Annotated in this window: 12 protein-coding genes; 8 read left to right on the top strand and 4 right to left on the bottom strand. The window is 60.4% G+C overall.

Features of this window, described 5'->3' with window-relative positions:
- Positions 1 to 2 precede the first annotated feature (2 nt).
- From dhaM to ACQK2G_RS17695, 6 genes are all read left to right on the top strand, one after another.
- Positions 3 to 401, top strand: a complete 399-nt coding sequence (dhaM, locus tag ACQK2G_RS17720; RefSeq protein WP_425406366.1) for a dihydroxyacetone kinase phosphoryl donor subunit DhaM — start codon at positions 3 to 5, stop codon at positions 399 to 401.
- Between the two features lie 85 nt (positions 402 to 486).
- The gene (locus tag ACQK2G_RS17715) at positions 487 to 786 is read left to right on the top strand and encodes an HPr family phosphocarrier protein (RefSeq protein ID WP_425406365.1); all 300 of its coding nucleotides are present in this window, start codon (positions 487 to 489) and stop codon (positions 784 to 786) included.
- 8 nt (positions 787 to 794) lie between these two features.
- Complete coding sequence (gene ptsP, locus ACQK2G_RS17710; protein WP_425406364.1) at positions 795 to 2,399, top strand: phosphoenolpyruvate--protein phosphotransferase; 1,605 nt, start codon at positions 795 to 797, stop codon at positions 2,397 to 2,399.
- A complete protein-coding gene (locus ACQK2G_RS17705) occupies positions 2,396 to 2,839 on the top strand; it encodes a hypothetical protein (protein ID WP_425406363.1) in 444 nt (147 codons plus the stop codon). Before ptsP ends, ACQK2G_RS17705 begins: the two co-directional genes overlap by 4 nt.
- A gap of 66 nt (positions 2,840 to 2,905) precedes the next feature.
- A complete protein-coding gene (gene dhaK, locus ACQK2G_RS17700) occupies positions 2,906 to 3,889 on the top strand; it encodes a dihydroxyacetone kinase subunit DhaK (RefSeq protein WP_425406362.1) in 984 nt (327 codons plus the stop codon).
- Positions 3,890 to 4,053: 164 nt separating this feature from the next.
- Positions 4,054 to 5,328 carry an amidohydrolase family protein gene (locus ACQK2G_RS17695; RefSeq protein WP_425406361.1) on the top strand — a complete coding sequence of 425 codons (1,275 nt, stop codon included), beginning with the start codon at positions 4,054 to 4,056 and terminating at the stop codon, positions 5,326 to 5,328.
- 78 nt (positions 5,329 to 5,406) lie between these two features.
- Here the strand turns inward: ACQK2G_RS17695 and ACQK2G_RS17690 are convergent, their stop codons facing one another.
- Both ACQK2G_RS17690 and ACQK2G_RS17685 read right to left on the bottom strand, forming a co-directional pair.
- Complete coding sequence (locus ACQK2G_RS17690; RefSeq protein ID WP_425406360.1) at positions 5,407 to 5,853, bottom strand: DUF4399 domain-containing protein; 447 nt, start codon at positions 5,851 to 5,853, stop codon at positions 5,407 to 5,409.
- A gap of 116 nt (positions 5,854 to 5,969) precedes the next feature.
- Positions 5,970 to 7,142: a MalY/PatB family protein gene (locus ACQK2G_RS17685; RefSeq protein WP_425406359.1), complete on the bottom strand. Its 1,173-nt coding sequence runs from the start codon at positions 7,140 to 7,142 to the stop codon at positions 5,970 to 5,972.
- A 254-nt stretch (positions 7,143 to 7,396) separates the two neighbouring features.
- Here ACQK2G_RS17685 and ACQK2G_RS17680 point away from each other — a divergent pair, with 254 nt between their 5' ends.
- Positions 7,397 to 8,668: an MFS transporter gene (locus ACQK2G_RS17680; RefSeq protein ID WP_425406358.1), complete on the top strand. Its 1,272-nt coding sequence runs from the start codon at positions 7,397 to 7,399 to the stop codon at positions 8,666 to 8,668.
- A 4-nt stretch (positions 8,669 to 8,672) separates the two neighbouring features.
- Positions 8,673 to 9,506 (top strand): hypothetical protein, encoded by an 834-nt coding sequence (locus ACQK2G_RS17675; RefSeq protein ID WP_425406357.1) that lies wholly within the window; start codon positions 8,673 to 8,675, stop codon positions 9,504 to 9,506.
- A 57-nt stretch (positions 9,507 to 9,563) separates the two neighbouring features.
- On the opposite strand, the gene ACQK2G_RS17670 is transcribed toward ACQK2G_RS17675, so the two are convergent.
- On the bottom strand, positions 9,564 to 10,742 hold the full coding sequence (locus tag ACQK2G_RS17670; RefSeq protein ID WP_425406356.1) for a trans-sulfuration enzyme family protein: 1,179 nt from the start codon (positions 10,740 to 10,742) through the stop codon (positions 9,564 to 9,566).
- A gap of 71 nt (positions 10,743 to 10,813) precedes the next feature.
- On the bottom strand, positions 10,814 to 12,187 hold the full coding sequence (locus ACQK2G_RS17665) for a pyridoxal-phosphate dependent enzyme (protein WP_425406355.1): 1,374 nt from the start codon (positions 12,185 to 12,187) through the stop codon (positions 10,814 to 10,816).
- Positions 12,188 to 12,282 lie beyond the last annotated feature (95 nt).

Below are 12,282 nucleotides of genomic sequence, written 5' to 3'. Positions count from 1 at the left end.
GTATGTCTGATGTTACATGTGTCGGGATCGTTATCGTATCCCACTCCCCCGAGGTCGCGCGCGGAACCGCGGATATGGTGCGGCAGATGGCAGGAGAGGAGGTTCCCGTCGCCTGGTGCGGCGGGGATCCCGACGGCGGCCTCGGCAGCAATGTCGAAGCGATCCTGGAAGCGATAGACCAGGCGTGGTCGGAGAAGGGGGTCGCAATACTGGTTGACTTGGGGGGAGCGGAAACCAACAGCGAAATGGCGATCGAGATGTTGCCGGCGGAGAAGGCGGCAAAGGTCGTGATTTGTAATGCGCCGATTGTGGAAGGGGCGGTCATGGCCGCCGCGGAAGCATCCGGCGGGGCCAGCCTGCAGGATGTTAAACAGACGGCTGAAGAGTATTTGGCGGCTTGATAGGTCGCCGTTCAGGGCGGGAACGAATGTTGTAATGCGGCGTCGCTTCAGGCGGCGTCACCGATGATCAGGAAAGGCTCAAGCCATGAGTGACCGCCAAACCGGACATGTGGTGCTGACCCATGAAGTGGGGCTTCATGCCCGTCCTTCCGTGAAACTGACCAAGCTGGCCAAAAAATACTCTGCTGCTATCCGGCTCTCCGCATCCGAGGAGGGCCCCTGGATCGACGCCAAGAGTGTAGCCAAAGTGATGGGTGCAAAGATCCCACAGCATTCCACTTTGTATTTCGAAGCAGAGGGCGAGGATGCCGTTGATGCGGTGGCCGCCTTGATTGATTTGGTCAATGCGGATTTCGAAGACGTTTCGGCCAAGGCCGCAGGATAAGAATCGGGATGGTCGGTGAACGGCACATCAAGGGATATGTTGCGTCCCGCGGTTATGCGGCCGGGCCGATACACGTCCTGGCCGAAGTCGATATGCAGTCGACCGCGTCAACCGGGACCCCGGAGGAAGAGGCCGGGAAATTGAAAGCCGCCCTGGCCGGGGCGGGTGAGGACCTCACCCTGCTTCTGGACGGCTTGGAGGATGACGACGCGGCCGGTATCGTCGAATTCCAAATCGCGATGCTGGAGGATGAGGAATTGTTCGGCCCGGCGCTGACGGCGATCGCTGCCGGCAAGTCCGCCCATGAAGGCTGGCGTGATTGCATGAATGCCGCAGTTGAGGATTATAGGTCGTCGGACGATTCCTACTTCGCGGAACGCGCCACCGATCTTGTGGATATGCGCGACAGGGTGTTGCGCGCCCTGGCCGGTATCGGAGAAACCGAAATCAGCCCCGGCACCATCGTGGTCGCGAATGACCTTTCCCCGACGCGTTTCCTGACGACGGATTGGTCCGGCTGCGGGGTCGCGCTACATGGCGGCAGTCCGACGGCGCATGTGGCGATACTGGCGCGGGCCCGCGGTGTGCCGATGATCGTGGGGCTGAACGGAACGGACGCGCCCGTCGCAGGGGACGGGCTGCTGGATGCGGAGAATGGGGTTCTGATCGTCTCCCCACGCGCCGAAACCAGGCGCCGTTTCGAACAGGACTGGAAAGGCGCACGGGAACAGGCTGTGCGAGACCGGGTCTATCTCGACAAGCCGGCGCTGACCGCCGCGGGAAATAGGGTGAAGACCTACATCAATTGTGCACAGCCCGCCGACCTGGAGGCACTGGACCCCGCCCATTGCGACGGGGTCGGTTTGGTCCGGACCGAGTTTCTGTTTGAAGACGGTGCCGCTCTGCCGACTGAGGACGAGCAATACGAAGATTACCGAAGGATCGTGGATTGGGCCGATGGACGGCCGGTGACCTTGCGAACCCTGGATGCCGGCGGTGACAAACCCATCGCAGGTGTCACGATAGATGGTGAGAGCAATCCGTTCCTGGGCGTGCGTGGCATCCGTCTTTCCCTGATGGATCCCCCCTTCTTCAAGCAGCAATTGCGGGCGATGCTGCGTGCATCCGCTCACGGACCGGTCAAGATCATGGTGCCGATGGTAACCGCTCCGTCGGAGATGGCGGCCGTTCGGGACATGCTCGATGAGGCGGCAAGCGAATTGCGGGCGGCGGGCAAAGCCATAGGTTCCTATCAACTGGGAATGATGGTGGAGGTGCCTTCCGCGGCGATCTCGGTGGAGGAATTCGACTGCGACTTTTATTCGATCGGCAGTAACGATCTCGTCCAGTACGTCACGGCGTGCGGCCGGGACAATCCGGCGCTGAATCATCTGGCGCGCCCGGACGCTTCCGCGGTTCTCTCCTTGATACGCCATGTCGCGGGTTTCGGCGCCTCCAAGGGACGGGAGGTCAGTGTGTGCGGCGACATGGCGGGCGACCCTGCCTATGTTCCCAAGCTTCTCGATTGCGGCATCGATGCGCTCTCAATGGCGCCGACGGCCCTGGCGCGCGTGAAGGGCGTCATCGCGCGGCATGGGGAGGATGCGGCGTGAGCGAGGAAACACAAGCCGGCGCCGGAAATCCGGTCGCTGTCTACAAGCAGCTCCTCAAGGATGCGCTGGACCGACGGCCTTCCGGCATGCGTCAGCGTTTGGCGCAGGCCATTGGAAAAAACCGCAGCTTTGTTTCGCAGATATCGAACCCGTCCTACCCGACGCCGATCCCCGCCGAGCATGTGGACCGAATTTTGGAGGTCTGTCATTTCGCCCCTGAAGAACGCACGGCCTTCCTCGACGCCTATCGGGAAGCGCATCCGCGTCGGTACGGCGAGGCCTTGGAAACGAAGGGTTTGCGCAGCCTGTCGCTGGACGTTCCGGACTTTGGTGACGCTGCCGCGAACAAGGCGTTTGATCGGGCCGTTGAGGATGTCGTCAAGCGTATGGCGCGCATGATGTCGGAATCGCAAGCGGCCGGGGGCGACGACGAAAACTGACGGGATCGAATAGGAAACGAACAGGCCGGAGAGAGCCGGCGGATACAAACAGGATGGGGATGTGAAATGAAGAAGCTCATCAATGGTGTGGATACGGTTCTGGATGAAAGCCTTGCAGGCTTCTGTGCGGCACATGCCGATATCGTGGAAAAAGGCGAAGGCTTCGTGAAGCGCAAGGTCCTGAAGCCTGGCAAGGTTGCGCTGATTTCCGGAGGCGGCAGTGGACACGAACCCCTCCATGGCGGCCTCGTCGGGCACGGTATGCTGGATGCTGCCTGCCCGGGAGAGGTCTTCACCTCACCGACCCCTGACCAGATGATGGCCGCTGCCGATGCCATGGATACGGGCGCAGGCGTCCTGTTCATCGTCAAGAACTATGAAGGCGATGTGATGAACTTCGAGATGGGCGCTGAGATGACCGACAAGGAAAATCTCTCCGTCCTTACCAATGACGATGTCGCAGTTGAGGATTCCAGCTTCACGACCGGTCGGCGCGGTGTTGCCGGAACGCTGATCGTCGAAAAGATCGTCGGTGCGGCGGCCGAGGCGGGCCAGGATCTGGCAGCCTTGAAAGCGCTTGGCGACAGAGTCAATGCTTCGACCCGGTCGATGGGCGTGGCGCTGACCAGTTGTACCGTACCCGCGGCGGGCAAGCCGACCTTCGACATTGGTGAGGATGAAATGGAGATGGGTGTCGGCATTCATGGCGAACCGGGACGGCGCCGCGTCAAACTCGCCCCCGCCGGCGAGATCGCGGAAGAAATGATGGGCGCGATACTCAGCGATTTGGGCGGCAAGGCGAAAGGCGACATCCTGTTGATGGTAAACGGTTTCGGCGCGAGCCCCGCCATGGAACTCTATCTGATGTACAATGCCGCGCGTGCCTTGGCAGAAAAGGCCGGTTTGACCGTCGCGCGGTCTCTCGTGGGGAATTACGTGACCTCGCTCGATATGGCCGGGTGTTCCTTCACGGTGGCCGTATTGGATGACGAGATGAAGAGCCTATGGGATGCGCCCGTGCACACAGCCGCTTTGCGTTGGGGGATGTAGTCTGCTGACGGATTCGGCATTCCCGACGAAAAAATGATAACTTACGATGGTATGTATGTTCTTGCGTTGAAATAGGACGGTAACGCGACAAAAAATTCTATGACAGAAGCGTGCCGCCCATGAGCCTTGATTGACGTCACAGGCTGAAACCCGGGGAGGAAACGATGGGTGACGTATTGTTTACGAATGTCCGCGTCTTTGACGGCGAAGGCGGTGATCCTTTCAGCGGCGAGGTCCTTGTCCGCGACAATCGGATAAAGCAGATCGCCCGTGACGGTGAATCGATCGCCGCGCCGGGCGCGGAGGTGATCGACGGCGGTGGCGGCATCTTGATGCCGGGCCTGATCGAATCCCACGCGCATGTTACCTTTCTGGACACGGCGAATCTCGAAGCGTTGGGAGAAGTCCCACCCGAGGAACACACCCTACTGGCGATGAAAAACGCCAAGAAGTTCCTGGATGCCGGTTTCACCAGCATGAACAGCGCGGCTGCCGCCAAACCCAGGCTGGACGTCGTTGTTCGCAATGCAATCAATGACGGAACCTTTCCGGGACCGCGCATGCTTGCCGCGTCGCCTGAACTAACCGTCACCGGCGGTCTCGGGGATGTCCGGCTGCAGCATTTGCATCGTGAGACCTTCGCCATCGTTTGCGATGGACCGGATCAATTCCGGCAGGTCGCCCGCGAGATGTGCCGCGAGGGTGTCGACACGCTGAAGATCAATCCGTCGGGCGATGAGTTCGTGCCCTTTGCCCGGGCGCATCAGACCGTGATGAACGAGGCCGAAATCGCCGCGGTTTGCGAGGTGGCTCGGTCCCGGGACAAGCGCGTTGCAGGCCATTGCCGCAGCGCCGAGTCAGTGAAGCTTTGCGTGAAGCATGGCGTGGAGATCATCTACCATGCGACGCTTTGCGACGAAGAAGCCATGGACATGCTTGAGGAAGCGAAGGACCGCGTCTTCGTCTCTCCGACACTCGGAGTGACCTGGACGACCATGCATGAGGCTGGCGACTGGGGCATCACCTACGAGGTCGCGGAATCCTTAGGCTTGCCGCAGGAATGGGACAGGGCGATTCCGGTGATGAAGGAACTGAAAAAGCGCGGTGTCCGCATCCTGCCCGGCGGCGATTACGGTTTCGCTTGGAACCCGATCGGCACCAACGCGCGGGATCTTGAATATTTCGTTGAGCATCTTGACTTCACACCGGCCGAAGCGCTGACGACGGCGACCAAGCTGGGCGGCCAGATCATGATGATGGGCGACGAATTGGGGCAGGTTCGGGAAGGCTATCTGGCCGACCTTCTGCTTGTCGACGGCGATCCAACCAAGGATGTGAAGATCCTGCAGGACAAGGACCGTCTGTTGGTCGTGATGAAAGATGGTTCGTTCCACAAGCGCGATCTCGGGGCCGCGCTCGGCCGCCAGGCGGCTGAGTAGTCTCGCCTAAACGTGCGGCGGCCGCGGTGTTTGATCTCACCGCGGCCGTAACTCGTTTCCAAAGGCCAAGTCGATTGTTTATTTCACCGTGATAGTGATCTTTTCCGATTGGACAGGGGCTTGGTGCGGAATGTGATTGTGATCGCCGACCAGTAGTTGAAGCGTATGCGTGCCCGGTGGCAGTTCCACACTTGTTTCGGTCTGCCCGCCACCGAAATGCCGATGATTTTCATCCGCCGGGATCGGTGAATCGTAATCCTCCAAATCGATGTCGATCAACAGGTGGTGGTGGCCGGTCTTTTCCTTTTCGACGCCTGCCGGGGCGACGCCCATGCCGCGCAGGCCGAATTTCACGATGACAGGACTACTGAGGGATTCGCCGGCCTGCGGCTGTATGAAATATACTTCCGCGCCGGCCGGTGCCGCGGTGCGGTGGCTGTCCGATGCGAATGCCGCATGGCCCAGCAGCGTCGCGCCGGCCACTGCTGCAATCAAGAAACGTCTGCTGAACGAAAGCGTCGTCATTGTCGGTTCCTCCCTGGCAATTGACTAAAGACGCAGGTATTTCCTGCTGACGTACCATTATACCATCGAGATGGTCGCCGCTTTGGTGAAGTCAATGCCGGGATGAGAACTCGATCCTATGCGAAGGCTTCGGCCAGTCTGTCGAGTGCTTCATCCAGCCGGGCCCGCGGACAGGCAAAGTTGAAACGGACCCAATTCTCCCCTCCCGTCCCGAACTTGTCGCCGCGGTTGATCGCGATCCGCGCCTTGCGTTCGATCCGCTCATAGATTTCCTGTTGCGGCAAACCGGTACCGCTGAAATCCAGCCATGCTAGGTAGGTCGCCTCCAGATGCATGGACCGTATGCCGGGCAGGTTTTCCGCCACAAAGGCATCGAACCGGTCGCGGTTTCCCTGCAGATAAGGCAGCAGAGCATCCAGCCAGGGGCCGCCCTCACGATAGGCGGATTCACAGGCGACCATGCCGAACCGGTTGTTGGCGGGAAGACCGGCGGCCATCTTTCGCGCGCGGAAGGCTTCCCGCATTTCCGGGTTCGAGATCAGGGTCGTCCCGGTCAGGGCGCCGGCGATGTTGAAGGTCTTCGTTCCGGCGACACAGGTAATCAATCGGTCCATGATCTGCGGTGCAACCGTGGCTGTGACCTGATGCTTGGCGCCCTCGAAGACGAGATCCTGGTGGATCTCGTCCGAGACCAGGATCAAATCGTTTTCCAGGCAGAAATCGGCGAGGGCGCGCAACTCCGCCGCGGACCACACCCGGCCGCCCGGATTGTGCGGCGAGCAGAGCAGAACGATTTTCGTGGCCTTGTCGATCTGCCCCTTCAACCCATCCAGATCCATCTCATACCGGCCCTGAATCTGCTTCAGGGGACTTTCGATCAAACGGCGCTGGTTGGCATGCACCATATGGGCGAACATGTGATAGACGGGTGAAAAGACAACCACACCGTCACCCGGTTCCGAAAAAGCCTGAATCGACAGCGCCAGCGCGGAAACGATGCCATGCGTATGGGTCATCCAATCCGTATCGACGGCCCATCCATGGCGCCGTGCCAGCCAGTCGGCCATGGCGTTCTTGTAGCCGCTGTCATCCCCGAAATAGCCGTGGACGCCGTGATCCGCCAGCGCACTGCCCGCCTCGTTGACGGCAGGCGGCGAGCGGAAATCCATGTCGGCCACCCACATCGGAATAGTATCCGGCGCGGGATCCTGCAGGACTCTGCCGATATCATCCCATTTCGTTGAGTGGGTTCCGTGGCGGTCGATCAGCTCATCAAAATCAAAAGGCATCGTTTTCTCGTTCTTTATCGTTGCCGGAGACGGTTCGTCGGCTTGCAGGTCCGTTGGAAGGCAAAAAGCTAACAGGCCTTTCCCGGATGAAAAGAGGGCGAATGGCAAAAGTTATCATTGCAATATGCCGAGGCCCCAGGTTTTTCGCCGATTTTTCGGTCTGGTCCGTCGTGGGAATTGTGCATTTCCCGTCAGAAGATTGTGAGTGTGTGAAAGAGGCGGTATGGCACCCTTAAAAGTATTGGTGGGAAGAAATGTCCAAGGCATCGGCCCCGAGCCGGATCGGCAAAGTCGATTCTGTCGGGGAAGTAACGATAGCGCGCGCGGTTCTGACCGTGTTCGTCCCATTTGCGGGCGCCTTCTTCCTTTCCTATCTGTTTCGGTCGATCAATGCCGTCATTGCGCCGCAACTCGTTTCCGAAGTAGGACTGACTGCGGCTGACCTGGGGCTTCTGACCTCAGCCTTTTTCCTGACATTCGCGGCGTTTCAAATACCGTTGGGCTTGTTGCTGGACCGGTTCGGACCAAGACGCGTGCAATCCGCATTGTTGCTCAGTGCGGCACTCGGGGCCGTCGTATTCTCCTTTGGGCGATCCATCGAACCGTTGCTTGTCGGGCGTGCTTTGATCGGTTTCGGCCTCGCGGGCGGGCTGATGGCCTCGTTCAAGGCGATCACGATGTGGTTCCCGCGGGAACGCTGGGCCATGGTGAACGGCTTTTTCCTGGGTATGGGCGGCCTCGGCGCGATCGCGGCGACGGCGCCGACCGAGGCCGTGCTTCAGTACTTGGACTGGCGCGGGGTTTTCCTGGTACTAGCCGGGGTTACCTTGGTCTCCTCCGGCTCGATCATTGCGATCGTCCCCGAACGGGCGAAGGCGGAAACGGTGCAGACGCTCGCCGATCAGTTGCGCGGATTGGGGCAAGTGTATCGCGATCCGCTTTTCTGGCGGATCGCGCCGGTCGCCGCGGCGAGCCTTTCCAACAGCATGGCAATTCAGAGTCTATGGGCCGGACCGTGGCTGCGCGATGTTGCCGGGTTCGATCGCGGCGCGGTTGCCGGTGGATTGCTCGGCCTTACCATGGCGATGACGGCCGGTTTTTTCCTAACCGGAACCGTGGCGGATTTTCTGCGACGATGGAACATAACCACCGTCCAGATTTTGGCCCTTGCTCTGCCGGTCCTGTTTGGCGCCCAGATCCTTGTGGTGTTCGAAGTCATGCCGCAATCGATTATGCCGTGGTTGCTTTTCGGCTTTATCGGCAATGTCTGTAATCTGACCTATGCCCATATGTCGCGCCATTTTCCGGTCGAACTCGCCGGACGCGCCAATTCGGCGCTGAACCTGATGACCTTCCTGTCGGTCTTCCTGACCCAGTACGGTATCGGCCTGATCATCGATCAATGGGAGGTGACGGATCAGGGCGGCTACGCACCGGAAGCTTACCAAGCAGCGTTCGGATCGTTCCTCGTCATTCAAATCGTAGCTTATATCTGGTTCCACCTAGCACCGCATCGGAAGGACTGACTGAATGGAAAGCGTCTTGCCGATCATCGGAGGGATTGTCTGGAAAGCGGGCGTGACGGCCATCGTCCTGCTGCTCGTCTCCAAGGTCGGTGAGCGGCTGGGTCCGTTCATGGCCAGTATCGTCATGGCGTTCCCGATGAATGCCGGTCCGGGTTACTTCTTCCTAGCCTTGACGGAGGAGCCGCAATTCATGGCCGCAGGCGCCCTGCCCAGCCTGGCCGGTACGGGGGCGGTCTTCATGTTCATCCCGGCCTATGTCCACGTTGCCAGCCGCTGGGGCGGCTTCGTCCTGCCGGTGCTGGCGGGGATTGCATCCTGGTCCGTGGGCGCTTGGATCATCGCGCAAATCGATCTGACCCTGACCTGGGCCTTCATCCTGACCGGAGCGGGGGCCGTGGTCGCGGTCATCTTTTCGCGGCAATTCGATTTCCACAGCGCGCCCAAATTCGCCCGGCTCCCGTTCCACTTCATGGTGGGGCGGGCGATCGTCGGTGGTTTGATCGTGGCGACGGCGGCGACACTCGCGAATATCGTCGGCCCCTATATCGCGGGCATGGCCTTCGCGTTCCCGACAACGATTTGCGCCACCATGTGGATGATGACGCGGCTGTTCGGAGCCACCTTCGCGGCCGCTACCATCCAATCGGCGCGGCTGACGATGATCAATTACATCACCTTCTGCGCGGTGCTGTATCTCAGCGCCGAGCACCTGACGTCGATGCAAGCCTGGACGGTCGCGATCATCGCACCGATGTTCACGTCCGCCGGCCTGGCCCTGTTCGGCCACCGCGCGCGTGTACGCGCCGCCGCGAAGCATCAGTCCGATCTGACGGCCTGAAGAAAAAAGGCCCCCCCGAATGCGGGAGGGCCTCTGTCTTGCCGGCGACGGCGGTCGTCAGACGGCGGCCAGCGCCGCTTCCAGTTCGGCCAGCAGATCCTCGATGTTTTCGACACCGACGGATAGACGGACCAAACTGTCGCTGATTCCCAGCTCGGCGCGTATTTCCGGCGGGATCGACGCATGGGTCATGATCGCCGGATGCTCGATCAGGCTCTCGACCCCGCCAAGGCTTTCGGCCAGCGCGAAGAGTTCCGTCTGTTCCAGGAAACGGCGCGACTCGTCCAGGCCGCCCTTCAGCACCGCTGTCACGATACCGCCGTATCCCCCGGTCATCTGGCGTTTCGCCAGTTCATGCTGCGGATGGCTCTCCAGTCCCGGATAGATCACCCGTTCGACCTTGTCATGAGCCTCCAGGAAGCGGGCGACGGCAAGGGCGCTCTCGCAATGGCGTTCCATCCGGATGCCCAGGGTCTTCAACCCGCGCAGGGCCAGGAAACTGTCGAACGGGCCCAGAATGCTGCCGACCGCGTTCTGCAGATAGGCCATTTTCTGTTCCAGTTCGGCATTTTCAGCCAGCACGACGATGCCGCCGACCATGTCGGAATGGCCGTTCAGGTATTTGGTCGCGCTATGCGCAACGATATCGAAACCGTGGTCCAGCGGGTTCTGCACCATGGGGGACGCGAAGGTATTGTCGCAGACCGCGATCAACCCGTGTTTCTTCGCGATCCCGGCGATGGCCGCCAGATCGACCAGTTTCAGCAACGGGTTGGTCGGCGATTCCACCCAGACCATTTTCGTTTCCGGCTTGATTGCGGCCTCAAGATTGGCTGGATCGCTGAGGTCGGTGAAGGTGAAGTCCAGGCCCGACGAGCGCTTTCGGACATTCTCGAACAGGCGATAGCTGCCGCCGTAAAGATCGTCCATGGCGACCACATGGGCGCCGCTGTCCAGGCATTCGAGGATGGTCCCCATACCCGCCAATCCGCTGGCGAAGGCGTAACCGCTCGACCCGTTCTCCAAATCGGCGACGCAGCGCTCAAAGGCCATGCGGGTCGGGTTCTGGCTGCGGGAATACTCATACCCTTTGTGAACGCCGGGACTGTCCTGGACATATGTCGAGGTCGCGTAAATCGGTGTCATGATCGCGCCAGTTGTCGGGTCGGGCGCCTGTCCGGCATGGATGGCGCGGGTCGACAGACCCTGGCGATTGCGGGGAAGGGGGCGCTGCATGGCGGGGTCCTCTTGTTCTGCTGAATGCTGCAACGGGCCGGTCCTTGCCGGCCCGCTTCCGTCGGCTTGCGTCAGGACGCGCGTCGACGCATGGCATTGATGTAGTCGATCTTCGTGATCAGTCCATAGAAGGTGCCGTCGCCGACCACAAGCGCGACCTTGTCCTGCTTGAACAGCGGGACCAGGGATTCCAGCGGTGTGTTCGGCGCCACCGTCTCCAGATTTACCGTCATGATCGATTGGACAGGCTGTTTGAACAGGCTTGGGTCTTCCTGCACCGCGAACAGCAGGTCGGATTCGTCCACAAGGCCCTGGATTTCGCCCTTTTCGTTCAGGATCGGCAGTTGGGAGACGTCGAACATGCGCATGCGCCCATAGGCGACGTTCAAGGTCTCTTCCGGACGCACGCTGACCACATCGCCCTTGTCGGCCCGACGGGTGATCAGGTCACGCAGGTCGTGATGCTGTTCGCGGTCGAGCAACCCGTTGTCGATCAGCCAGGCGTCGTTATAGGCCTTGGCCAGATATTTGTTGCCTGTGTCGCAGACCAGGGTGACGACCCGCTTCGGCTCGGTCTGCGCGCGGCACCATTTCAATGCGCTGGCCACAAGCGTGCCGGTCGATGTGCCGCCGAGAATTCCTTCCTTGGCCAACAATTCACGGGCCGCGGCGAAGGCCTCCTTGTCGGAGGCATAGACGGCATCGTCGATGACCGAAAGATCGCAATTCGGCGGAATGAAATCCTCGCCGATCCCTTCCACGAGCCAGGAACCGACATCGGTCGATATTTCTCCCGTCTCGACCGCGTGGCCGACAATCGATCCGACGGGATCGGCGACCACCATCCGCAGGTTCGGCTGCACGGATTTCAGATAACGGCCCAATCCGCTGATCGTGCCGCCGGAACCGACGCCCGCCACGACGGCATCCACGTCATGTTCCATTTGTTCCCAAATCTCGGGCCCTGTGGTTTCCACATGGGCTTTCGGATTGGCCGGGTTGGCGAATTGATTGACCCAGAAGGAACCGGGAATTTCCGAGGCCATCCGCTCGGCCATGTCCTGATAGTATTCGGGATGGCCCTTGCCGACATCGGACCGCGTCATCACGATCTGCGTACCGAGCGCCTTGAGGTGATAGATTTTGTCCAGGCTCATCTTATCGGGGATGATCAGGATCAGCTTGTAGCCTTTTTGCGCCGCGACGAGGGCCAGGCCCAAGCCGGTATTCCCGGCAGTGGCCTCAATGATCGTGCCTCCGGGCTTCAAACGACCGTCCTTCTCAGCCGCCTCGATCATCGACAATGCGATACGGTCCTTGATCGATCCGCCCGGATTCTGGCTCTCCAGTTTCAGGAACAGCCGGCAGGGGCCGGTATCGATCTTTGTGACTTCGACCATCGGCGTATTGCCGATCATCTGAAGAACGTTGCCGTATACAGTCATTGCAAACACCTGTGCGAAGATTTCGTGTCTTTTCCGCCAAAAACCCATGTCGGCTGGGGTGGGCGGTTTCCCTCAGCGGGGGGCGGAGTGTAACG

It is taken from the genome of Hwanghaeella sp. (assembly GCF_965227365.1).
In the GTDB taxonomy this organism is placed as follows: domain Bacteria; phylum Pseudomonadota; class Alphaproteobacteria; order UBA8366; family Aestuariispiraceae; genus Hwanghaeella.
The sequence above is the reverse complement of the archived record's forward strand: the minus strand, read 5'-3'. Positions and strand labels throughout refer to the sequence as shown.

Bases quoted from the DNA above. Each gene is read 5' to 3' on its own strand.
- ACQK2G_RS17665 (WP_425406355.1), bottom strand. From the start codon at position 12,187: ATGACTGTATACGGCAACGTTCTTCAGATGATCGGCAATACGCCGATG.
- ACQK2G_RS17690 (WP_425406360.1), bottom strand. From the start codon at position 5,853: ATGACGACGCTTTCGTTCAGCAGACGTTTCTTGATTGCAGCAGTGGCC.
- dhaM (WP_425406366.1), top strand. From the start codon at position 3: ATGTCTGATGTTACATGTGTCGGGATCGTTATCGTATCCCACTCCCCC.
- ptsP (WP_425406364.1), top strand. From the start codon at position 795: ATGGTCGGTGAACGGCACATCAAGGGATATGTTGCGTCCCGCGGTTAT.
- ACQK2G_RS17715 (WP_425406365.1), top strand. From the start codon at position 487: ATGAGTGACCGCCAAACCGGACATGTGGTGCTGACCCATGAAGTGGGG.
- ACQK2G_RS17695 (WP_425406361.1), top strand. From the start codon at position 4,054: ATGGGTGACGTATTGTTTACGAATGTCCGCGTCTTTGACGGCGAAGGC.
- ACQK2G_RS17675 (WP_425406357.1), top strand. From the start codon at position 8,673: ATGGAAAGCGTCTTGCCGATCATCGGAGGGATTGTCTGGAAAGCGGGC.
- dhaK (WP_425406362.1), top strand. From the start codon at position 2,906: ATGAAGAAGCTCATCAATGGTGTGGATACGGTTCTGGATGAAAGCCTT.
- ACQK2G_RS17680 (WP_425406358.1), top strand. From the start codon at position 7,397: ATGTCCAAGGCATCGGCCCCGAGCCGGATCGGCAAAGTCGATTCTGTC.
- ACQK2G_RS17685 (WP_425406359.1), bottom strand. From the start codon at position 7,142: ATGCCTTTTGATTTTGATGAGCTGATCGACCGCCACGGAACCCACTCA.
- ACQK2G_RS17670 (WP_425406356.1), bottom strand. From the start codon at position 10,742: ATGCAGCGCCCCCTTCCCCGCAATCGCCAGGGTCTGTCGACCCGCGCC.